The organism is Pseudomonas sp. nanlin1, from assembly GCF_045571515.1.
Lineage (GTDB): Bacteria > Pseudomonadota > Gammaproteobacteria > Pseudomonadales > Pseudomonadaceae > Aquipseudomonas.
Map to the genome: position 1 here is coordinate 4794906 of NZ_CP124218.1, position 21269 is coordinate 4816174.

18 protein-coding genes and 2 pseudogenes are annotated in these 21269 nt (G+C 60.6%); 13 read left to right on the forward strand and 7 right to left on the reverse strand.

The genetic code is table 11. The features are described from left to right. The first annotated feature begins 29 nt into the window (after nt 1–29). From ppa to QCL65_RS22220, 6 genes and pseudogenes are all read left to right on the forward strand, one after another. Nucleotides 30–557: an inorganic diphosphatase gene (gene ppa, locus QCL65_RS22195; RefSeq protein ID WP_003317259.1), complete on the forward strand. Its 528-nt coding sequence runs from the start codon at nt 30–32 to the stop codon at nt 555–557. 206 nt (nt 558–763) lie between these two features. Next, nucleotides 764–1483 carry a helix-turn-helix transcriptional regulator gene (locus tag QCL65_RS22200; protein WP_407312642.1) on the forward strand — a complete coding sequence of 240 codons (720 nt, stop codon included), beginning with the start codon at nt 764–766 and terminating at the stop codon, nt 1481–1483. A 387-nt stretch (nt 1484–1870) separates the two neighbouring features. Next, nucleotides 1871–2029, forward strand: a pseudogene (locus tag QCL65_RS22205) (Arm DNA-binding domain-containing protein); the annotation flags it as partial. Nucleotides 2030–2312: 283 nt separating this feature from the next. Then, nucleotides 2313–2528 (forward strand): annotated as a pseudogene (locus QCL65_RS22210) (DUF4433 domain-containing protein); the annotation flags it as partial. Then, on the forward strand, nt 2525–3169 hold the full coding sequence (locus QCL65_RS22215; protein ID WP_407312644.1) for a DUF4433 domain-containing protein: 645 nt from the start codon (nt 2525–2527) through the stop codon (nt 3167–3169). The pseudogene QCL65_RS22210 and the gene QCL65_RS22215, both read left to right, overlap by 4 nt. Then, entirely contained in the window at nt 3166–4254 is a 1089-nt protein-coding gene (locus tag QCL65_RS22220) for a macro domain-containing protein (RefSeq protein ID WP_407312646.1), read from the forward strand. Before QCL65_RS22215 ends, QCL65_RS22220 begins: the two co-directional genes overlap by 4 nt. A 25-nt stretch (nt 4255–4279) precedes the next feature. Here QCL65_RS22220 and QCL65_RS22225 read toward each other — a convergent pair whose 3' ends face one another. Then, a complete protein-coding gene (locus tag QCL65_RS22225; RefSeq protein WP_407312648.1) occupies nt 4280–5200 on the reverse strand; it encodes a LysR family transcriptional regulator in 921 nt (306 codons plus the stop codon). 84 nt (nt 5201–5284) lie between these two features. On the opposite strand from QCL65_RS22225, the gene QCL65_RS22230 reads away from it, so the two are divergent. The 7 genes from QCL65_RS22230 (at nt 5285) to QCL65_RS22260 (ending at nt 15382) form a co-directional block, all read left to right on the forward strand. Further along, nucleotides 5285–6103, forward strand: a complete 819-nt coding sequence (locus tag QCL65_RS22230) for an NAD(P)H-dependent oxidoreductase (RefSeq protein ID WP_407312649.1) — start codon at nt 5285–5287, stop codon at nt 6101–6103. Nucleotides 6104–6340: 237 nt separating this feature from the next. Further along, a complete protein-coding gene (locus QCL65_RS22235; RefSeq protein ID WP_407312651.1) occupies nt 6341–7036 on the forward strand; it encodes a CPBP family intramembrane glutamic endopeptidase in 696 nt (231 codons plus the stop codon). 136 nt (nt 7037–7172) lie between these two features. Then, nucleotides 7173–7520: a type 1 fimbrial protein gene (locus tag QCL65_RS22240; RefSeq protein WP_407312653.1), complete on the forward strand. Its 348-nt coding sequence runs from the start codon at nt 7173–7175 to the stop codon at nt 7518–7520. Nucleotides 7521–7670: 150 nt separating this feature from the next. After that, the gene (locus tag QCL65_RS22245) at nt 7671–10487 is read left to right on the forward strand and encodes an ATP-binding protein (RefSeq protein ID WP_407312655.1); all 2817 of its coding nucleotides are present in this window, start codon (nt 7671–7673) and stop codon (nt 10485–10487) included. Continuing rightward, nucleotides 10484–11668, forward strand: a complete 1185-nt coding sequence (locus QCL65_RS22250) for an EAL domain-containing protein (protein ID WP_407312657.1) — start codon at nt 10484–10486, stop codon at nt 11666–11668. The genes QCL65_RS22245 and QCL65_RS22250 overlap by 4 nt, the downstream gene beginning before the upstream one ends. 135 nt (nt 11669–11803) lie before the next feature. Beyond that, nucleotides 11804–14704: an ATP-binding protein gene (locus QCL65_RS22255; protein ID WP_407312659.1), complete on the forward strand. Its 2901-nt coding sequence runs from the start codon at nt 11804–11806 to the stop codon at nt 14702–14704. Between the two features lie 30 nt (nt 14705–14734). Next, complete coding sequence (locus QCL65_RS22260) at nt 14735–15382, forward strand: response regulator (protein ID WP_407312661.1); 648 nt, start codon at nt 14735–14737, stop codon at nt 15380–15382. Here the strand turns inward: QCL65_RS22260 and QCL65_RS22265 are convergent, their stop codons facing one another. The 6 genes from QCL65_RS22265 to QCL65_RS22290 all read right to left on the reverse strand — a co-directional run bounded on the left by QCL65_RS22265 (nt 15383) and on the right by QCL65_RS22290 (nt 21220). Beyond that, nucleotides 15383–15865 carry a fimbrial protein gene (locus QCL65_RS22265; protein ID WP_407312663.1) on the reverse strand — a complete coding sequence of 161 codons (483 nt, stop codon included), beginning with the start codon at nt 15863–15865 and terminating at the stop codon, nt 15383–15385. It lies immediately after the preceding gene. Continuing rightward, nucleotides 15862–16329, reverse strand: coding sequence for a fimbrial protein (locus QCL65_RS22270; RefSeq protein ID WP_407312665.1), 468 nt, complete (start codon nt 16327–16329; stop codon nt 15862–15864). Before QCL65_RS22270 ends, QCL65_RS22265 begins: the two co-directional genes overlap by 4 nt. A gap of 7 nt (nt 16330–16336) precedes the next feature. Then, complete coding sequence (locus tag QCL65_RS22275; protein WP_407312667.1) at nt 16337–17248, reverse strand: fimbrial protein; 912 nt, start codon at nt 17246–17248, stop codon at nt 16337–16339. A gap of 3 nt (nt 17249–17251) precedes the next feature. Beyond that, the gene (locus QCL65_RS22280; protein ID WP_407312669.1) at nt 17252–19855 is read right to left on the reverse strand and encodes a fimbria/pilus outer membrane usher protein; all 2604 of its coding nucleotides are present in this window, start codon (nt 19853–19855) and stop codon (nt 17252–17254) included. Between the two features lie 29 nt (nt 19856–19884). Next, nucleotides 19885–20580 (reverse strand): molecular chaperone, encoded by a 696-nt coding sequence (locus tag QCL65_RS22285; protein WP_407312671.1) that lies wholly within the window; start codon nt 20578–20580, stop codon nt 19885–19887. A 67-nt stretch (nt 20581–20647) separates the two neighbouring features. Beyond that, nucleotides 20648–21220 carry a fimbrial protein gene (locus tag QCL65_RS22290; RefSeq protein ID WP_407312673.1) on the reverse strand — a complete coding sequence of 191 codons (573 nt, stop codon included), beginning with the start codon at nt 21218–21220 and terminating at the stop codon, nt 20648–20650. Between the last annotated feature and the right edge of the window lie 49 nt (nt 21221–21269).

Here is a 21269-nt window from a genome sequence, read left to right on the forward strand (position 1 = left end):
CACCTGGCCTACAACGGGGGCAACGCCCAATGAGCTACAGCAAGATTCCGGCTGGCAAAGACCTGCCGAACGACATCTACGTCGCCATCGAGATTCCGGCCAACCACGCGCCGATCAAATACGAGATCGACAAAGACAGCGACTGCCTGTTCGTTGACCGTTTCATGGCCACCCCGATGTTCTACCCGGCCAACTACGGCTTTATTCCCAACACCCTGGCTGACGACGGCGACCCCCTCGACGTGCTGGTCGTGACCCCGTACCCGGTCACCCCAGGCTCGGTCATCCGCGCTCGCCCAGTTGGCATTCTGCACATGACCGACGACGGCGGCGGCGACGCCAAAGTCATCGCCGTACCCCACGACAAACTGTCGCAACTGTACGTCGACGTCAAAGAATACACCGACCTGCCTCCCCTGCTGCTGGAGCAGATCAAGCACTTCTTCGAGAACTACAAAGACCTCGAAAAAGGCAAATGGGTGAAGATCGAAGGCTGGGGCAATGCAGACGCCGCCCGCGCCGAAATCACCAAATCGGTCGCCGCCTACAAAGGCTGAGCCGACCGACAGAAAAACCCCGCCTGGCGGGGTTTTTTTATGCCCGCAGCCAACACCGCGTTTGCCCCTCCTACGCCAGCATCACCATCGCGGGCCATACCTTGTAGGAAGCGCCCCACAGCCCAGTAAAATCGCCCTTCATCCCGATTATTTTTGAACACCTTGTTTATTTGAAAGCGCTCGGCCGCCCTTTAAACTCTGTATCCATGAACACATCCGGTGACCGCCTCAGAGTACTCCTGCGCGAGTGCCAACTAACCGCTGCCGACTTTGCCGCCCACCGCAACGTCTCGCCGCAGCACGTCAACAACTGGTTCCGCCGTGGCGTCCCGCTGGCGCGCCTCGACGAAATAGCCGAGCTGCTGAGCGTCGAGCCGCGCTGGCTGCGTACCGGTGAGGGCCACAAATACCGCGACCCCCTCACCCCAACCCTGGCCGCCATAGCCTCCCTCGCCCAAAGCAATCAGGAGCTGGACTGGGCCAGCCTGGCAGCCAGCGACCACAGCGACGCCCTGCTGCCGTTCTTTCGTGAGCAAGACGGCCAACTGCAGTTACGCCCTGGGCATAACCTGCGCGTGCCCCTGGCCATCTTGCGCAGCCTGGGCGTAGAAAGCACCCGCGCTATCGCCCTGGCGATGCCCGACAACAGCATGGCCGAGCGCCTACTGCAAGGCTCCGCCGTGGCCGTCGAAAGCGCCTTCACCCACCCCGCCGAAGGCGAACCCCACGCCCTGCTGCACAACGGCATGCTGCGCCTGCGAACCCTCTACCGCCTGCCCGGCGGCAGCCTGCGCCTGCGCAGCTACAACCACCGCGAATACCCCGACGAAATCCTCAGCGCCGAAGATATCGAACAACAAAACCTGCAAGTCATCGGCTGGGCCTTCTGGTGGTCCACCACTAGCCCGCGCAAGCCACAACGCTAGGAAAGATTCAGGGTAGGCATTTCAAAGAGACTTGCGTAAGCTACGCACCCTTCGGGCATCCACTGCGCAACGCAGCGGCACCCAGGCAAAGCAGCCCACCGGCTGACCGCGCCAAAAGCCAGCGATGCTGGTTCCAACGTTTTGTAGGTGGTTGCGGCGCATCAAAAATGGGCCTGAACTGCTAGCGAGAAGCCGGCCACAAGCCGGCTTTTTATTGTCTTTTTGAAAGCTACTCTCATCTACTAAACCCGCCAGAGCCTTGCTAGATCAAGGGTTTCAGCCTTTTTTTGTTCGTGTGACTTCCGTTTTGATCCGAGGCACTCCACGCGTAAGTGGGGGAACAGAGGGCAAAAATGGGGCAAACTGACCGCCAATCAAATCAAAAATCTGGTTGAGACTGGGACGTACGAAGACGGTGAAGGGCTTCGTGTTTTGGTGAAACCCTCAGGACGAAAAACCTGGGTGCTCCGCTTTCAATTGAACGGCAAACGCAGGGAGATGGGTGTGGGGAGCTACCCCCAGCTCGACCTGAGACAAGCCCGCGCAGCCGCCTATGACAATAAAGTCCAGGTTCTCAATGGCACTGACCCACTCGCGAAACGACAGCCTGAACAAGCCGCTCAGCGGGAGGCCGCACGCCGGGATCTGGCGCAGCTGATTACCTTCGACAAGCTCGCCGCTGACTACCGAGACGCCCATGGATCAGGCTGGTCGGAAAAAAAGGCGCAAGGGCTGGCTGAGGAAACTCGAGTTCTAGGCTTTTCCTGCTATAGGGCTCGACAAGCTGGGGCTTGGGAAGGCCTACGTTCAGGCCAAGCGCTGGCGAATCATGAGGTGGGAGGTCATGAGTACTCGAGACTATCAAGACTCCGATTGCAAAAGCATCTGCATGGCAGAATGCCTCGCGCCTGGTATCGTCGCGGCGAAAGACTTTTGCATGCTTTTTGTCCCAAATTCTGAGGTCGAGAGCCTCTGCACGGAAAAAATGCTCAAGGCAGGTGTTAAGGTACATATCACCGTGAATCCGGGAATGTTTCGTAAATGATCTACAGCAGACTGAATCCAGAGAAGGCTCTGATTTGGCGTATCGTCCATCGCGATAACCTGCCTTGGATTCTGGACAACGGTCTGCACTGCGCAAATTCGGACGTGCAGGCACCGCAGTACGTGAATATTGGCAACGCTGACTTGATCGACAAGCGCCGATCCCGGCACGTCCCGATAGCACCGGGGGGGATGCTGGCCGACTACGTACCCTTCTATTTCACTCCCTTCTCCGTGATGATGAAAAACATTCATTCTGGGTGGAGTGTTCAGCAGCGCAGCAACGACGAGATCGTAATTCTGGTGTCCAGTCTGTACCGCGTCGAACAGCTTGGCCTACCGTTCGTCTTCACAGACGCACATGCCTACCCGGATTGGACAAACTATTACAGTGATCTCGCGAGTCTCGGCGAGATCGATTGGCCTATCCTTCAACAGCGCGACTTCAAACGTGATCCTGATGACCCTCGAAAGATGGAGCGTTATCAGGCCGAAGCGCTGATCCACCATCACCTACCGATTACAGGACTCCTTGGCATCATGTGCTACACCGATGCAATGAAAGAGTGCATAGAGGATGACGTGGCCGCTAGAGGTCTGACGTTGTCTGCTCATGTGCGTCCGGGATGGTATTTCCAATGATCAGATTTACCCACGGTAACCTTTTGGAAGCCAAGACCGAAGCCCTCGTCAACACGGTGAATACCGTTGGCGTGATGGGTAAAGGTATCGCGCTGATGTTCAAAGAGCGCTTCGCGGAGAATTACCGTCTGTACTTAGCTGCCTGCAAGGCTGGCGAAGTGGAAACAGGCAAAATTCACGTAACTGCAGTCAACGAACTGGAAGGCCCCCGCTGGATCGTAAACTTCCCTACCAAACGTCACTGGCGATCACCTTCGCAGATGGCTTGGGTGACGGAAGGCCTGCATGATCTGCGCCGTTTTTTGATTGAAAATCAGGTCAAGTCTGTGGCCGTCCCACCGCTGGGCGCCGGTAACGGTGGCTTGAAATGGCCTGAAGTCCGCGAACAGATTATTGCGGTGTTAAGTAATCTAGATGTGGATGTCTTAGTGTTCGAGCCTTCCAGCCAGTATCTGAATGTCGCCAAACGTAGCGGAGTGGAAAAGCTCACACCTGCTCGCGCGCTCATTGCCGAATTGGTTCGACGCTATTGGGTTTTAGGTATGGAATGCAGCCTCCTCGAAATTCAGAAGCTGGCCTGGTTTCTCGAGCGAGCGATAGTAAAACTGCCTGGCACCGAGAACCCTCTGGACCTTAAGTTCGTAGCTCATAAATACGGTCCGTATGCCAATCGATTGGAGCATCTACTCAATAGTCTCGATGGTAGCTATCTGCATTGCGATAAACGCATTAGCGATGCGGGGATCAGTGATGTGATCTGGTTTGACGAGGAGCGTAAATCCTTTTTGCAAACTTATCTTAAAACAGAAGCTAGGGAATATTCCCTGGCCTTGGAACATACTGTCGAGCTCATCGATGGCTTTGAGTCGCCCTTTGGTATGGAGTTGTTGGCAACGGTTGATTGGTTATTGAGCCAGAAGGGGGTCTCGCCGACGCTTCCTGCCGTGCGCGAAGCATTGGCGCAATGGGATGGTGGAACCGCTATTGCCTCTCGCAAAAGCAAGATTTTTGACGATCAGGCACTCACTATCGCACTGAAACGCCTTACCTCCAGTAGTTTTAGGCCTGAGATGGCTCCCTGCTAGCGCATGCGCGTTTTTTTTGAATCGATCAACCCTCAGCGTCAGCGCCACTTTGCAACGTCGAAGCAATGAGCTCGCGTAACCACATATGAGCGGGGTCTCGGTGCAGTCGCTCGGGCCATAACATGAGCATTTCAAACCCAGGAATAGCCAGTGGCGGCGCTTGGACGTAAAGGGTTGGCTCATGTCGCACCAGCCTTTCTGGGACCACCGCGACCAAATCGCTGTGCGTCAAGGCTGAGATGAGTGAGTTGAAATTAGAGACTGACAACACGACTTGTCGTTGCAGGCCCTTAGCCGCCAGTGCCTGGTCAGTACTACCCACGAAGCCGGCGCCATTGGGTGACACAACCGCATGTTCAAGGCCGCAGAACGCTTTAAGCGATAACTTGGTTGCTAACGCGGGATGGCCGCGCCGCCCTGCCAACACATAGCGTTCGTGCACCAAGGAGCGTTGTCGCAGTTTCGCTGGCGCTTCGTCGCGAGTGTGCAGTGCTAAATCGATCGCGCCGTTTTCCAGATCATTGGCAAGGCTGATGGGATGTTTGTTCAAGAGTGCCAAGCGAGTATTGGGGGCCAGGCGCCTGAGCCGTGCCAGTGACGGCCAGATTAAAGCGCTCGCGGCGTAGTCGCTGGCGGCGACCTTCCACGTCTGATTAGCCTGTGCGGGGGCAAAAGCGGTATTAGGGCTTAGCGCGCCTTCCAACGCGGTCAGCGCTTCACGCAATGGCCCACGCAATTCACAGGCACGCTGGGTAGGCGACATGCCGCGCGGCCCTGGCAGTAATAATGGATCGTCCAGAATGTCTCGCAGCCGGCCCAGTTGCAGGCTGACGGTCGGCTGCGCGAGATTGAGCGAGCGTGCGGCCCGGGTCACGTTTTGCTCAGACAACAACGCATCTAGCGTGACCAACAAATTAAGATCCAGACGCCGCAAGGTATTGTGCATGTAAATACCATATGTTTCGAAAATTCATTTCTAGCATACCGGGTTCTCCCCTAGGGTGAGGCATACATCCACTAGGAGCGCCCCATGAAACTACTGCTAATCTACGCCCACCCTGAACCTCGCTCGCTTAATGGCTCGCTCAGGGATTTCGCGGTCACCCATCTGAACGCTGCAGGTCACGAGGTCAAGGTTTCCGATCTATACGAGATGCGTTGGAAAGCGGCCATTGATGCCGACGACGCCCCAGGCTATGACGATGAAAAACCGTTCAACCCTGCCGTAGAATCCCAGCGGGTATTTGCCGTCGGCCGCCAACCGCCGGACATTGCGCAGGAGCAGGCGAAACTGCTGTGGGCGGATGCCATCATCTTCCAGTTCCCCCTGTGGTGGTTCTCGATGCCTGCGATCCTCAAGGGCTGGGTCGAACGCGTCTATGCCTACGGATTCGCTTACGGCGTCGGCGAACACAGTGAAAGCCACTGGGGCGACCGCTACGGCGAAGGCAGCATGGCTGGAAAGCGGGCGATGTTAGTGGTCAGCATGGGCGGCTGGGAGTCCCATTACAGTGGTCGGGGGGTGAACGGTGCGCTGGACGACCTGCTATTTCCTATCCAGCATGGGGTGCTTTTCTACCCTGGGTTCACGGTTATGCCGCCCTTCCCCATCTATAAAACCGGCAAAATGGACGCCACTCGGTTCCAGCAGCTCTGCACGGCCTATGCGGCTCGGCTGGATACCCTATTCAGTGATCAGCCCTTGCCGTTCCGCCGCCAGAACGGCGGAGACTACGACATTCCGGCGTTGACCCTAAAGCCGCATCTGGCAGCCGGGCGTCACGATTTGGGCATCCATCGCGATGATGTTATGGCGCCTGAAGGCAAGATGTCTGGGGAAGTAAGATGATCCTTTTCTGAAAGTTGAGCATTATTGCCCAAGCCGGGCAAAAGGCCGCGGCACCAGCTGCCGTGCCATGGATCACAGCGCGTGCCCTGTCTACGCCCAGCAACCCTTTCAGATACGTCTAATTCATCCGCCCCATCCAGCCCCCTACCTTTGCAGGTACCAAACGCATTCCATCAGGCGGCTACCGGCCGCTGACGGGATGTTGACCGGCAAACTTCATGGGTTGAGGAAAGGCTAATGACGTTCAAAGACCGCTTCAAGACCGCCCCGGTTGAAAGCATGCCTTGGCGCGTGGGCATCGCGGCCGTGGCGGTGGCTGGGTTTATCGGTTGCCACCTGGCGACCCCCGCCTTGGTAGGGGAGGCGCGCTGGGATCTGCTGTGGATGGCCGCAACCCAAGGCATTGTCGGCGCCTTACTGGTGGTGTTGGCCGCCCTGCAATACCGTCGGCGGGGTGGCCTTAAGGTGCTACTCGGGCATTCTGCGCTACGCGTATTGCCCTTGGGCGCGTCACTCATCATTGCCCTTTATCTGTTGGCCACCCTCATTGAGGCCGCCTTGGGGCAGACCCAGGGGCCGCTCATGGGACATGCCCTGCACGGCCTTTCAGCAGCGCAAATCATGCTGTTGTTCAGCATGCTGCTGGTGTTCCCAGCGATCGCCGAGGAGCTGTTGTATCGACATTTCCTGATTGGTTTGTTTCCCCTGACCCAGCGCACCTGGCAGGCTTTGGCGGTGTTCGTCACCACCGTGCTGTTCATGCTGCAGGGGCAGTCCTTGCACTGGCCCTCTTACGCCCTGATGGGCGCCCTGGGCGTGATTCTCGGGGTGGCACGGATCACCAGCGGCGGGCTCGCCGCACCGATATTGCTGCATGCCCTGGCCAGTTTCATGGGCATGTGCTCGGACCTGCTCCTGGCCAGCCTCGACTGAGCAGCGCCGACTGACCACTCAAGACGACAGCTCGTCGCCTTGCCCCTGCGTGCGCTTCAGATAATCGCCCGGCACGCCGATATCCAGGAAAGCCATTTTTTCCTGGGATATCACTGTGAGCTGGAAATCGTTCGGAATGAGTTTTGCCCTTTTTTCCAGCTTCAGTTCGGCGGGCCAGGCCGCGCAGCCCAACGGTCAAGGCGAGATCAGGTTCGCCGGCAGCGTTGTGGAAGCCGCTTGTTCGGCGCTCTCTTCGACAGATGGTTGGCGCCTGGACGGCTGCTCCGCTCCTGTGCGGGCACCCGATATCAATGTGCGCCGCATGGACACACCGGCTGCCGCCTCGGCTGACTCGTCGGTGCAGGCTAGGCTAATCGCCAGCAACGCCCAGGGCCGCTATTACAACCAGCAATACCGACTGGTCAACAGCACAGGCCAAACAGTAACCAGCGGTCATTACCTGGTGACCCTCACGGCCCCCTGAGCCCCCCTGTTAACTCAGCGTTGAGCGCCCCGCCCAGCGCCTGCGCTACCCGTCGGCCCTGGGCCGCTTGGCCAATGCAGCCTCGCCAGCCAATGGCGGTTTGAGATACGTCTTATTCAGATGTCATCTGGCCATCTCTACGCTGCAAGGATGAATCTCACACACTGTCCCCCTATCGCCGATTCGTCCTTTTCGACGCCCCAAGCCGCTCGCAAACTCTTGCGCCTGTTCGCCCTCGCGCTGGTGGTGGGGCTCTACATGGGCGCCTACACCTATCTGCACGCAGCATTCAACCAAGAGATTTCGCTGCGCCGCAGCTACATGAACGAGGCCGTCTCCGACGCCCAGAGTTTCTTCGTCAGCCGCCAAACCCTGCTCAAAGGCTTGGGGCTGTCGACGGTTCGCCACCTGACTGCCCCCCAGGGCAACCTCAATAGCGCGCCGGCCGAGGAAGTGCACATCAGCCTCGGCGAATCGGGCAATCTATGGAGCCTGTGGCTGACCCGGCGCATGCTCAGGCACCTGGAAACCAACCAGGTCAATCTGATCTACGTACCGCAACGCAAAACGCCCGAGGTCCAGCGCCTGTTCACCTCCGGCGACACCCCTCAGACGGTTCCTCTGGAGGTGCTGCAACGCTTGCTCACCGTTGATACCGGTCAGGTCTCGGTCAGTGACGAGCTTTGGTTGACCGAGCAGAGCAGACTCGACTCTGCGCTGTACATCTTTACCCGCCTGGATGAACGCACGCCTAGCTCCGGCTGGTTGGGCTTGGAGGTGGACGGCCCCGAGCTGGTCAGTGCCCTGCGCCACGAACAAGCCGGCGACTTCATGCTGCTCGACGGCGACGGCAAGCTGATCTTCAGCAGCGCGCCATACCAGCCCAGCGTCGTCCATGCCCTGCGCCTCGAACGCTCGACGGCCCGCTTCGGCTGGGAGGGCGGCGGCTGGCTGCCGGACCGTTTGGCCATCCGCAAGCACCTCAGCTATTCACACTGGCAGATCGTCTACAGCCTGGAGTTTCGCTCCCTGCTACCTAGCCTGGCCCTGCCGTTCGCCGTAAGTCTGGCACTGTGCGTGCTGGTCAGCCTGCTGATGCTAAGGCTGGTGCGGCGCATCGACCAGCGGCTGATCATTCCGGCCGCCAATCGTATCGAAGCCTTGGTGGAGAGCGAAGCCTTCAGCAGCACGGTTATCCGTATCGCACCGGTAGCCCTGTGCGTACTGCGCCGCAGTGATGGCGCCGTGGTGCTGGAAAACCCCCTGTCGCGGCAGTGGCTGGGTGACGGGAGCGAACGGGAGCAACTGTGTCATGGCTGGATCCGCCGTGCCTTCAATGACGCCGAGCAAGGCAGCACCGACGAGCTGCAAATGGCCGACGGACGCCACCTGTTTTTGAGCTTCGCCCCTACCCGCTATCAACGCGAAGACGTGCTGATCTGCGCGTTCAGTGACATCAGCGAACGCAAGCTGGTGGAACTGGCCCTGCAACAGGCGCGGGCCATGGCCGATGCGGCCAACGAGGCCAAAACGCTGTTCCTGGCGACCATGAGCCATGAAATCCGCACCCCTTTGTACGGCGTACTGGGGACCCTCGAGCTGCTTGGCCGCACTGACCTCGACAGCCAGCAACGCGGCTACCTGAATGCGATCGAAGGATCCTCCGCCACGCTGTTGCAACTGATTTGCGATGTGCTGGATGTTTCGAAGATCGAGGCAGGGCAACTGGCCCTGGAGCTGAGTGTGTTCTCACCCGTGGCGTTGGCCCAAGAGGTCATCCAGGGCTACATGGGAGCAGCCCAGAGCAAGGGCTTGCAGCTATTTGCCTGCATCGATCCGCAGTTGCCGGAGTACGCCCGCGGCGATGTTATGCGGATCCGCCAGATCCTCAACAACCTACTGAACAATGCGCTGAAGTTCACGGAGAGCGGCCGCATCGTGTTGCGCCTGCATGAAGAAAGCCGCGAGGGCGAGCGCACCCTGTTGCTGTGGCAGGTGACCGATACCGGCAAAGGCATCGCAGCGCAGGACCAGCCGTTTCTATTCGAGCCGTTTTTCCAGGCCAGCGGCAACGCTAACGTCGTGGCGGGCACCGGATTAGGCCTGTCGATCTGCAAGCGCTTGGTTCACCTGATGAACGGCACCCTACGGGTGTTCAGTGAACCCGGTTTGGGTAGCAGCTTCACCTTCGCCCTGCCGCTTGAGCAGGTCCAGGCAGCGCACCCTCGGGACTGGGCGCCGGCCTTGCTGAGCGAGCGCGTCTACGTGTGCTCGCCGGTGCAGGAACTGGCTGAGTGCGTAACCGGCTGGCTGCGCCGCTGGGGTGCGCAAGCCAGAGCGGGGCTACCGCCTCAGGCTGAACCCGGCGCCGTGCTAGTGGAGTTACACCCTGGGCCTGCCAGTGCGGCGCAATGGCAGCCATGGCCGGGCCCCCGCGTCATGGTCTGCGCCGACGCTCATACCCTCACGCGCGAGTCGCTAACCTGTTGGCGCACCGGCCTGAACAACTTGCAGGCGCTCCACCAGGCGGTCAGCCACGCTCAGGGGGTCACCGAAGCACAGTGCCAGGAACCTCGGGAAGCGGCCGTACACCCCAAGCTGGGCCTACACCTGCTGGTCGCTGAAGACAACTTGATCAACCAGTTGATCCTACGTGACCAGCTCGAAGAACTGGGTTGTACGGTGGTGCTAGCGCGTGACGGCGTCGAGGCCTTATCACTCTGGCAAGAAGCCGATTTCGACATCGTCCTCACTGACATCAACATGCCGCGCATGAATGGCTACCAGCTCACCGAGCAGTTGCGCCGCCTGGGCTGCTCGCTCCCCATTGTGGGTGCCACAGCCAACGCGATGCTAGACGAAGCGCAGCGCTGCCTGGGGGCCGGCATGGACAATTTCCTGATAAAACCTTTCACCCTGCGAGCGCTTTGCCAGTGCCTGCAGCCCTACCAGAGAAGCGAGCCTTGACTGTTTACCGTGTGCTCATCGTGGAGGATCACCCTTTTCAGCACCAATACCTGAGCAATGTCTTCCAGGCCGCAGGCGGCTTTGAAGTCGACCTTGCCTGGGATGGTGCAAGTGCCATCCAACGCCTGACGCAAAAGCGCTATGACCTGCTGCTAAGCGACCTGATGATGCCGCAAATGGACGGTGTCCAACTGATCCAGCAACTGGCGCAATTGCCGTCTGCCCCTGCCCTGGCACTGATGACTGTGGCCTCGCGACGCATGCTGGTTGGCTCTGGGCAGGTCGCCAAGAACCTGGGCCTACGGGTCGCCGGGTTGATCTCCAAACCAGTGAGCACGTTGGATGTTCGCGCGCTGCGCGAAAGCCTCGACCAGATAGCCGCGCAGGCCCGCACCCCACGCGAGCCACCGCGCGGTTGTCGCTCCCGGGACACGCTGTTGCGCGGCCTGGACAATGGCGAGATCCAGGCCTGGTTCCAGCCCAAGAAGTCGCTGCACAACGGCCGAATTGTGGCGGCCGAGGCGTTGGTGCGCTGGGTCCATCCAGATGAGGGCCTGCTGCTGCCCAGTGCCTTTCTTGACGAGCTCGAAGGCGCCGAGCTGGAAAACCAACTGCTGACCAGCATGCTCGGCCAGACGCTCGCAGCCCAGGCCCGCTGGGCGCAGCTGGGTTATCGGCTGCCTGTTTCGATCAATCTGCCGACCCACCTGCTAGACCAGGACGACCTGGTGGACCGCCTGCTCCAGCAAGTGCGCGCCTACCAGGCCGAACCGCGTCAGATCACCTTCGAGCTGATGGAAAACTCCACGACTCAGTTGTCCAGCAACTATTTCGCCGGAGCCTGCCGCCTACGCCTGATGGGCTTCGGCCTCGCGCAAGATGACTTCGGCAAGGGCTACAGCTCGTATTTCAACCTGGTCTCCACCCCCTTCACCGAGCTGAAAATCGACCGCTCGCTGGTCCACGGATGTGCCAATAACGATGGGCTGGCATCGGCTTTGCTTAGCATCGCAGAGCTAGGACGCAAACTTGGCTTGGTCACCGTGGCCGAAGGCGCGCAAACCCAGGAAGAACTGGCCGTATTGCGGCGCGTACGCTGCGACCAGGTACAAGGTTTTCTTATTTCCCAGGCCGTGCCACCTGACAAATTTACGACACTGCTACTGGAAGATGGCTCATAGCCAGCACCAATTTGAACGACTGCTGTCTTATGTCGTGCAGGCCCAAGGAGGGGCAGCCCTGAGTAACGGGGCGTTCGTTGCCGAGCACGTTGCGCATCGGCTCCACTACCCGAATCAGGTTGAGCGATAGTCATCATGAAACATGCAAGCCTGCGCCTGGACAAACTGGCGCAAAGCTCCCAGCGCCTGAACAAAGCCCTGCTGCTGCTCACGGTTTTGCTTTTGCTGCTGTCGAGTACTTGCTATTGGGCGGTGTCGCGCTTGCTAGAGTCAGAACAGCAACGGGTCGAGTTCCACTTCGCCCGGGTGCTGGAAATCGTCCGCGAGCATGAAACCTTCATGCGCAACGTGGCGGTGGGTTATCGACGGACCGACACCCCTCCCCTGGCCAATGTGCAGACGATCTCAATCATGAGCTCGCAGACAGATGGCGACCAGACCGTGCTCCAGGCCAAGGGTTTCGAGCTGTCGCTGCCCTTTACCTTGGCGCACACCGCGGCCCTTACCCCGAATGATATTCGCCGGGCGCTGGCCTTGGGCGTTCAGTTGACTGACTACTACGGCGGGTTTTGGGCAAACTCTTTCTATGCCTCACCGCAGTTGTTCGTATTGGCGCCAGAGGGTGATGCCAGCCTGGCCGTGCCCGGCATCGGCGATCTGCGCCAGCACCTGCCATTGCTGCCCGATCAATACCCCACCGTGGTCAGCCGCTTGCAGCAACTGCGCCAGACGCAAAGCATTTTGATGAACGACCGACGCGTTCGCTGGATGCGCGCGCCGCTCCAGCTTTACCATGGCAACCGCAGCATCGTGGCCATGATCGGCATCAATGCCGCCGACGCCCTGCTGCCCCCCGCGCGCGCCAAGGGGCTGCTAACCCTGACCGCGGTAGTCGACACGACCCAAGTCGATGAGTTCGAGCGGGTGTTGAGCCTCTCGGTGTACAACCAGTTCACCCTGATCTCTCCCGACGGCGACGTCATATTAGGCGACTTGGGCGAAGAAGCCCTGGCCCCCATGGGCCTGAGTTTCAACAGTCAGGGCTTGCGCTTCAAAATGGTCTCGCAAAGCGGTGAGCGCTGGACAGGCCTGTACGCCATCACCTACCAGGACTTTCTGCGCTACGCCAAGTGGCCGTTGCTGGGCCTGGCGCTGACCTTTATCGCCGCCGTGCTGGCGGCGATCTGGATCAACCACTGGTACAAATCGCGCATCGTCATCCCTGCCCAGCGCGCCCAGAATCGTCTGTTCGACAGCGAAGCCTTCAACCGCATCATGCTGCATAACGCGCCGGTGGGGCTCTGCGTGATTCGGCGCAGCGACCGGCACTTATTGCTGGAAAACCAGCGAGCGACACAACTAGGCGCCACAGCTCCCCTGCTGCAAGTGCTGGACACCATTGATGGCGAGCAGGTGCCGGGCGAAATGTGCGTGGCGGTCGGCGACCATTACCTGCAGGTGGTGGTGGTCGCCGCGCGCTACGAGGGCCAGGATGTGTTTCTCTGTGGCTGCAACGACATCACCCGCCAGGTGGACGAAACCCTGCTGCTCAACCAGGCGCATCGCCAGGCGACCGCCGCCAACGAAGCCAAGACCGTGTTCCTGGCGACCATGAGCCACGAGATCCGCACACCGCTGTACGGCGTGCTCGGTAACCTGGAGCTGCTTGGCCTCACCGAGATGAGCGAGCGCCAGCGCCAGTACCTGGAAATCATTCAGGGCTCGTCTACCGTCCTATTTCAGTTGATCAGCAATGTGCTGGACGTGTCGAAGATCGAGTCCGGGCAGATGGCACTGGAAATGGCGCCATTTGCCCCCGCCCAACTGGTCGAAGAAGCGGTGCTGGGCTTCACCGCCACGGCGCGCAACAAAGGGCTGGAGATCGAGGCGGAAATCGATCCCCAGGTGCCGCAGCAGATCGAGGGCGATGCAGGGCGGATACGGCAAATCCTCCATAACTTGCTAGGCAACGCGATCAAATTCACTGACTCCGGCCGCGTGCGCCTGCGTTTGACCGTACAGGCACTGACCGATAGGGACGTTTCGCTGCAGTGGCAGGTGACCGATACCGGCGTGGGCATTCCGGAAAAGGCCCTGGAACCCTTGTTCAAGCCTTTTTATCAGGTCGCAGCCGGCCAGGACGGCAATGGTGCGGGGCTCGGGCTGTCGATCTGCTCGCGCCTGAGCGAACTCATGGGCGGCAGCATGCGCGTGGTTAGCGAACCTGGCCTGGGCAGCAGCTTCTCGCTGCTCATCACCCTGCCGGTGGTGCACAGCCCGGTGCCGCCGCCGGCGCAGACGATGCTGGCGCCAGGTATGGGGGCGCCCTGCCTGAACGTGCGGGTGTTGGTGGTCGAAGACAACTTAGTCAGCCAGGCCGTGTTGCGCGAGCAGCTCGAGGCCCTGGGTGCCCACCCTACTGTCGCGCGTGACGGCCAGCAGGCGCTGCAAATCTGGAATGCACAGCCGTTCGATCTGGTGATCACCGACATCAACATGCCACGCATGAATGGTTACGACCTGGCCCGCGCCCTGCGCGAGCAGGGCGTGCAGGCGCCGATCATCGGGGTCACCGCCAATGCCCTGCGCGAGGAGGGTCGCAATTGCCTGGCCGCAGGCATGAACGCCTGGGTGGTCAAGCCCTTGAGCATGAGCCTGTTGCGTCAGACCTTGCTGTCGCACTGCAAGCGGGCCAGCGGCTTGGCGGTAGCGACACCCGAACGGGACAAGGACCGTGACGGCTGGATCGAACTCTCAGCGGCCATGCGCCAGTTGATGGGCGAGACCCTGCTGGCCGACGTGCAGCAGATCGAACAAGCCCTGGAACGCAATGACGCGCCCCAGGTTCAGCAACGCCTGCACAGCCTCAGCGGCGCCCTGGCCAGCGTGCACGCCGAAGCCTTGTATACCGCTTGCCAGCGCTGGGAGAACGCCTTGCACGAAGGACCGTTGAATGCCCACGCGGCCCAGCAGATCCGCTTAGTGTGCGCCCGGCTGTCTGCCGTGGCGCAGTGTCTGCTGGCCGAGCCGTCGTGATGATCAATGTCTTTTACAAGAGTAACCAACATGTCTGAAATGAACGTTGTCATCGCCGACGACCACCCCATCGTCCTGCTGGGTGTGCGCGAGATGGTCCAGCGCGACGCCCGCTGCACCCTCGTTGGCGAGGCCGTGAGCTCAAGCGAATTGGTGGAACAGTTGCGTAAGCATCGGCCGCAGTTGTTGATCACTGATTTCAACATGCCCGGCGATGCCACCTACGGCGACGGCCTAAAGCTGATCGAATACGTGCTGCGCCATTTTCCCGAGACCCAGGTGCTGGTGCTCACCATGATCTCCAACAACCTGATCCTGACCCGACTGGAAGAACTGGGCGTGGCCGGCGTCATCCAGAAAAACCATCTGCACGGTGAAATAGAGAAGGCGATCAGTGCACTCATTGCGCAGCGCAGCTACAAGAGCCCAGCGGCCGAAGCCCGCTCAGTGGTGAGCAACCCTTATCAGGTTGAAGAGCGCTTCAAAAGCCTCTCGCCTCGAGAGCTGGAAGTACTGCGCCTGTTCGTGACGGGTATGAGCGTCAGCGACATCGCCCGCCAGGTGTCGCGCAGCAATAAGACCGTCAGTGCCCAGAAGATCTCGGCCATGCGCAAGCTGGATGTGGACAGCGACCAAGCGCTGCTCACTTACTGCATCGAGGCCAGGCAGTTCCATTGATCACAGGTAAAGGATCTGCATTAACAAGGTCGCGCTGAAGCTGCCGGCGTCCGGCAGTGCACCCAGCGAAACCGGCTTGACCCGCAAGGTGAGCACCAACGGTTCACTGCCGGCGATCCAGTTACTGGTTTCGCCCAGGGTGAAACCGGGCTGGGTACCCACTCCAACCAAGCGCAACCCGAGGCCTTCACGACTGGTGCGCAGGGTCTGGCGGTCGACACCCCCCAACCCCGCCGACAGCGACAGGCTCACGCGGCTGTTGGCTCGGCAGGCGAAGGTCAGCGGGACCTCGGTCACGCTCGCACTATCATCGAGCAACTGGCGCACGTTGACCTCACCTAGTTTCACTTCCAGCGAGGTTGCGAACCCAGGCCTGCACGGCGGCGTAACCAGGGTGCCATTGACGTGCACCTGGGCGGTGTCTGCCGGTTGCGCCAGCGCGCTGCCAGCCACCGCAAGCAACATCCAAAGGAGCTTGTTCATTGGTAATTGATCGTCATGACAATGGCCGAGCTGAATTGCCCTGGGGCTAAGTCACCGCGTTTTACCAATTGCGCCTTTAGGCTGATATCCACGGTGCCGCTTTGGTTGTTGTAGGTTTTGCTGCTGCCTTGCAGGTTGGCAGGGGAATTGTCCGCCCACAGCAAGGAGACGCCCAGGTTGTTCGCCGTCGTTTTGGCCACTGTGGAGGTATAGGTACCGTTGCTGGAACTGAAGCTGACATTCAGCCCCGAGCCGGCCGGGCAGTTCAGGGTTACCGGCAGATTTTTCGTCGCGGTCTGCTCGACTTGGTCCGTGCGCACATTGCCGAAGTCCGCGGTGAGCGTCGTTGCTGAACTGAGCTGGCATGGCGGACGCACCAGCGTGCCGCGCACGTTGATGGTCACCATGTCAGCGGCGTTGACGTTGGCGCTGATAAAGCACAGCACGAGCCAGATTCTTTTCATGGAAACCTCAGAGGTAGTTGATAACCAGCGTGTATTGGCTCTGGAATGCACCGGACGGCGCCTGCGCGCCAGCCAGCTGGGGTTTGAAGGCCAGGTTCAGGGCGTTGGAGCCAGCCCGCAATTGCATGGGCAGCGGGCTATTGAGCGCTACCGGGTTGGCTGTACCGGCCCACAGCGTTTGCATATTCAGGCCCGTGAGTGAGGTGCGTGCCAGCCCGGCACTGGCGTTGACCACCCCTTGGTTGGGCACCAGAAAGACGCTGGCTGACTTCGCCGTAGGGCAATTGACCAGAACGCTGGTGGACTGGCTCTGGCTGCTCAGATTGGCGCTGCTGATACTGCCGAACGACAGGTCCACCGTGCTCGGCGACCGGACCGTGCAGCTGGTATCGGCGACCGTGAACTTGAAATTGACTTGATGTATCCACTCCGCGTAGGCCGGGTAGCCGATCGCGGTATAGCCCAGGCGCAGGGTGGCCTGGCGCACACCCGGTGACGTAGGCGCCTGGCCCACCACATAGAAGGTGTAGGAGAAACCCGCGCCAGGCGCCATGAAGCCGCAATAGGGGTTGAAGCAACTGCCGCCGTAGCTGCCCAGCGGCAACGCGGTGGGATGCATGTTGGTCGCAGGGTCCAGCAGTTGCAGTTGCACGCCGCTGCCCGAGGTCAGGTACAGCTCATGGTTGAGGGCAGCCCCGCTGGGAAAGATACGGATGGCCTGGCAATTGCCGCTGAACGCGATCCTCATCTGGGCACCTGGTTCAAAGGTGTAGCCGTTCACCGGAGTGCCCGACACACTGCAACTGATGCTGCCGCCGATCAGTGCCTGAGCTTGCCCGGCGAACAGCCAGCCCATAATCAGCAACAGGACGGCCGGCAGCTGGCGCCACGGGGTGAGTGGAGTAGCGTTGGCTTTCATGGTTTAGGCGTCCTTGGCGCTGGCCGTACCCGGCCAGCGCTCACATTGAAGGTTCATCTGGGTGATGCCGGCGGCAGCACCCTCGTCGTCGAGGTGCAGTTCACTGCTGCACCAGGGCTGGCCACCCGAGCTGACCTGGAGGCGCGCCTGCGTCGGTACGCCGGTCAAAAACGCCCGGCCGTTATCGGCCACTAGGGTGCTGCCCAGCGAGCGGCCGTCGGGCGCGAACAACTCGGCACTGGCGGCGAAAGGCGCCACCCGTCCCTCACGGTCACTGATGCGGAACAAGATCCGGCGGCCACTGCGGGTCTCGAAATCGGCCACCACGAAGGCACCGCGATTGGGGGTCACTTCCTGTACCAACTGCTGGATGTCGACATTCTGGGGAATTGTCTGGGTATCCAGTGATACCCGGTTCTTGCGATACGGCATGGCCGACGGCACGACCGTGTAGCCGTTGCCATTGGTGCGCACGCCACGGTTATTGGTCAGACTTACGTTCGCCGCCCCTGGGGCTGCGACGATCACATTGGTCTCACCCAGGGGCTGCGCGAAGATCAGCTGGCTGTCGTAGGCCACTACGGCCCCCTCCATCCCCAGGTCCAGTTGACGGTTGCCGCCGGCTTGGTTGTAGCCACCGTGGAAAGTCGCATTGGCCGCGTCGTACTGGGCGGCGAACGCACCGCCTGTGGTGCGCTGATCGGCACTGACCCGCTGGGTCACACCGGCGCTGTAGGCCAGCACGTCGTCTTGCAACGCGTTACCGCTCAAGGTGGCCATGTGCGAGGCATTGCCACGGGAACTGCGGCTGGTGGTCGCCGACAGCCGCCGGTTGCCCGAGCCGCCCAATGGCATGCTGATACTCAGTGTCAGGTTGCGATCAGGGGTCTGCCCCTGGATCACCCCCGCCCCCAGCGAGTACGAGATATCACCGGCGCTGAAGTTGTAACCCATTTGCAGGCTGGTATCGGCGGTGTTGCTGCCCCAGTAGGCGGTCTTGGACAGGGTGGCGTACATGGAGCCGTAGCTGCCCAACTGCTGGGAAACGTTGGCGTTGAGGTTACTTTTCATGTGGCCGCTGCGATAGCTGGCGGCGGGCGGCAGGTCACCGGGCTGACGATAAGGCTGGGCGACTTGTGCATTGGCGCGGCTGTCCAGCGCCTCGGCAAAAGCGTAGTAACCCGAGGTGGAGTAGCGATAGCCGACCAGGCTGAAAGTGGTGTTGGTGACCTCCAGCGATTTGGAATAGCGAAAGCGCAGCGACTGGCCACTTTGCGTGGGCTTGTCCGGCAGCACATCGGCCGCGCGGGCATGGGTGACATCGACGGAAACCGCACCGAAGCCGGCGAAGTCATGGGCGACGCCCACCAGCCCGGCGCTGTAGCCATCACTCAGCAAGGTGCCAGCAAATACCGTGGTGCCCTGGGCCAGCCCACGGCGTAGGGTGCCTTGCAAAAAGGTAGGAGTGTCTTGCCCAACGTCCGACGACGGGCGATAGCGACCGGCGTAAAGCGAATAGGTCTGCTGGCCTTCGCGCAGCATGTAGGGTACCGAGGAAAACGACTGGGTATAGACCTGCACTTGGCCATCGGCACTTTCAACGGTCACTTCAATGTCACCGTTGCTGGCGGTCGGGTACAGATCGGTCAGGGCGAACGGTCCAGATGGCACCCACTGCTCGTGGATAACGTAGCCGCGCTGGCGAATGATCACCCGCGAACGCCCATTGGCGATGCCACGGATCACTGGCGCGAAACCGCGCGCTTGGTCGGGCAGCATGTCCAGGTCCGAGGCGATGCCCACGCCGCGATAGGGAATGGCATCGAACAGATCGCCTTCGGTCGCTGCATCGCCCACCGTGGCCATCGCCATCATGTTGCCCAGGTCGCGCTGTGCGTAGGTTTCCAGTGACTCCCAACGCCCAGGCGTGTCAGTGCCCTTGCGCCAAGTGGAGAAGTTGCGCAGGCGCCAGGCCCCGGCATTCAGGCCGCTGCGAAAGCTGGCGAACTGGTCTTGGCGCCGCCCGGTCTCGGCCTGCACCGAGCTGCCAGACAGCGAATAGTGAGTGAACGCCACGCGCTCGCCATTACTCCATTGGCGGCGACGCACCTCGAAGGGGATCTCGCCCAAGTAAGCCTGTGGCACTTCGATCGCCAGCGTCTGCTGGTTAAAGTCGTAGTCGTAGCTGACACCCGCCAGGCCCTGATCGAAAAGCAGACACGTCGGATCGGCATCCGTGCGCTTGGCCAGCACCTCTGCGGCGACGCCTTGGCTACGGAAGAAATCGGCGTCCAGGCAGGGAAACAGGCCGGTGTCCGAGTGTTGAGCGCCGCTTGTGACGCGCACGAAGCGGATATCGCGCTGCTCGACAAAACGTTGATTGAGCGAAATGCCTACCCGGTAGACGCCTGGCAGTTGACCTTCGCTCATGGCGCCGATCTGTTGCTGGAGCTCGGCCGAACCCTGGCCACCGCCGATTTCCAGAAACGACGGATCGAACTGGAAAGCCGCTTGCGCCGACACCGAGTGCAGAGCCAGGAAGGTTGCCAGCGGGCAGCCAAAGGCCTTCACGGCGCCACGGCGCATGAGTGGGAGCGAAACGAACATGGGGTTTCCTGGGCGGCGAGTGCGGCGGATCAGTGCAGGTGAATCACCGGGGCGGTGATGTGGGTGCCGTAGTCGTCGATGTAGCTGAGCAAGACCTCGTCGCCAGCCTTGGCCTTGACGGCGAAGTCACGGTGCTCGCCGGGGCGCAGGGCGTCCATGGCTTGAGTGATGGCCTGGCCGTTGACCTTCAGGTCGCTGATGACCACGTGGAAACCGGAGGGGTTGTCGACCGCCAGCGTGCCGGCCTTCGCCGCCCAGCCCAACTGGGCCACACTGTCCTTGAGCGACCCCTTGAGGCCTGCGGGGCGGTAGAACAGTTTGATGGTGGTCTTGAGCGCGATCTGCAGGACGTTCTTGTCACGCTGCGCTTCACTCATGGCCGGGATCGCCTTGACGTTCATCAGAAACAGGCTCTCGCGGTCCTGGGGCACATCGGCCCCGCCGGTGAACACAACGCGCAGAATGTTCTCCTTATTGGCATCGAGCCTGAACAGCGGGGGCGTGACGATAAAGCTGTCGACACTGGCTTCGTTGCCGTTGTAGCGGCTCACCCAGGATTGCACCAGAAATGGCGAATCATCACCGCGGTTGCTGACCGCCAGGTTGGCCTCTTTCGAGGCGCCGTCGTAGACCAGCCGGGTGGCGCCCACCATCACGGCGGCATCGGCGTTAGCCAAGAACCACAGCGGCAGCAGGGCCAGAGACACAAAGAGCTTCAAGCGCATGATCGATAACCTTTAAGAACCGTGGGCCGCGCCAGTTCAAGCGGCCCACGGCAAGCAGGGAGAAGAATTAGCGGTAGGTCACATCGAAGGTGGCCAGGGCGTTGACCTGACCGGTGCCGATGCCAGAAACGGTCACCGCTTCATCGCCGCTCCCGGTGACGGTATCGGCGACGGTGCGCACGTAGGAGGCGGTGAAGTCGAAGGTGTTGCTTTGGTTACGCAGGGCATAGTTGACCGGCGCATTCAGGGCCACCTTGCTGCCGTCACGGCTATCGTCGATCTGGATAGCGATACCCTTGACCTGGCTGTCGCCCCGCAGACCCAGCAGGGTGGCATCGGTGGCGTCTGGCTGGCCGCTGAAGGTAATCGCCACGTTCTTCTTGGCCTCGGTGCTGCAGTTCTCCAGGTTCAGGGAAAACTTCTTCGGCTTAGCCTTGGAGCCTACCGAGGAGGCGAAGTCGGCGATGCGCACTGGGTCCAGAGCGACTGACTTGCTGACATCGGCGGTGCTAATGGTGCAGGCGTTATCGGTGACCGTACCGGTAAAGGCGATCTGGCCTTGATCGGCGAAGGAAGCGGTGCTAGCCAACAGGCAGGTGGCGCCGCAGGCGAGGGTGAATTTGCTCAAAGTGTTCAGCATGGCATTGCCCTTTTACGGTTGGAGGGTGGGTTACCGAGCACATCGGTAA

Excerpts from the sequence above, each read along its gene's own strand:
- QCL65_RS22220 (WP_407312646.1), top strand. The coding sequence starts at position 3,166 with ATGATCAGATTTACCCACGGTAACCTTTTGGAAGCCAAGACCGAAGCC.
- QCL65_RS22225 (WP_407312648.1), bottom strand. The coding sequence starts at position 5,200 with ATGCACAATACCTTGCGGCGTCTGGATCTTAATTTGTTGGTCACGCTA.
- QCL65_RS22285 (WP_407312671.1), bottom strand. The coding sequence starts at position 20,580 with ATGCGCTTGAAGCTCTTTGTGTCTCTGGCCCTGCTGCCGCTGTGGTTC.
- QCL65_RS22200 (WP_407312642.1), top strand. The coding sequence starts at position 764 with ATGAACACATCCGGTGACCGCCTCAGAGTACTCCTGCGCGAGTGCCAA.
- QCL65_RS22270 (WP_407312665.1), bottom strand. The coding sequence starts at position 16,329 with ATGAAAAGAATCTGGCTCGTGCTGTGCTTTATCAGCGCCAACGTCAAC.
- QCL65_RS22215 (WP_407312644.1), top strand. The coding sequence starts at position 2,525 with ATGATCTACAGCAGACTGAATCCAGAGAAGGCTCTGATTTGGCGTATC.
- QCL65_RS22255 (WP_407312659.1), top strand. The coding sequence starts at position 11,804 with ATGAAACATGCAAGCCTGCGCCTGGACAAACTGGCGCAAAGCTCCCAG.
- QCL65_RS22260 (WP_407312661.1), top strand. The coding sequence starts at position 14,735 with ATGTCTGAAATGAACGTTGTCATCGCCGACGACCACCCCATCGTCCTG.
- QCL65_RS22275 (WP_407312667.1), bottom strand. The coding sequence starts at position 17,248 with ATGAAAGCCAACGCTACTCCACTCACCCCGTGGCGCCAGCTGCCGGCC.
- QCL65_RS22240 (WP_407312653.1), top strand. The coding sequence starts at position 7,173 with ATGAGTTTTGCCCTTTTTTCCAGCTTCAGTTCGGCGGGCCAGGCCGCG.
- ppa (WP_003317259.1), top strand. The coding sequence starts at position 30 with ATGAGCTACAGCAAGATTCCGGCTGGCAAAGACCTGCCGAACGACATC.
- QCL65_RS22230 (WP_407312649.1), top strand. The coding sequence starts at position 5,285 with ATGAAACTACTGCTAATCTACGCCCACCCTGAACCTCGCTCGCTTAAT.
- QCL65_RS22245 (WP_407312655.1), top strand. The coding sequence starts at position 7,671 with ATGAATCTCACACACTGTCCCCCTATCGCCGATTCGTCCTTTTCGACG.
- QCL65_RS22235 (WP_407312651.1), top strand. The coding sequence starts at position 6,341 with ATGACGTTCAAAGACCGCTTCAAGACCGCCCCGGTTGAAAGCATGCCT.
- QCL65_RS22290 (WP_407312673.1), bottom strand. The coding sequence starts at position 21,220 with ATGCTGAACACTTTGAGCAAATTCACCCTCGCCTGCGGCGCCACCTGC.
- QCL65_RS22265 (WP_407312663.1), bottom strand. The coding sequence starts at position 15,865 with ATGAACAAGCTCCTTTGGATGTTGCTTGCGGTGGCTGGCAGCGCGCTG.
- QCL65_RS22280 (WP_407312669.1), bottom strand. The coding sequence starts at position 19,855 with ATGTTCGTTTCGCTCCCACTCATGCGCCGTGGCGCCGTGAAGGCCTTT.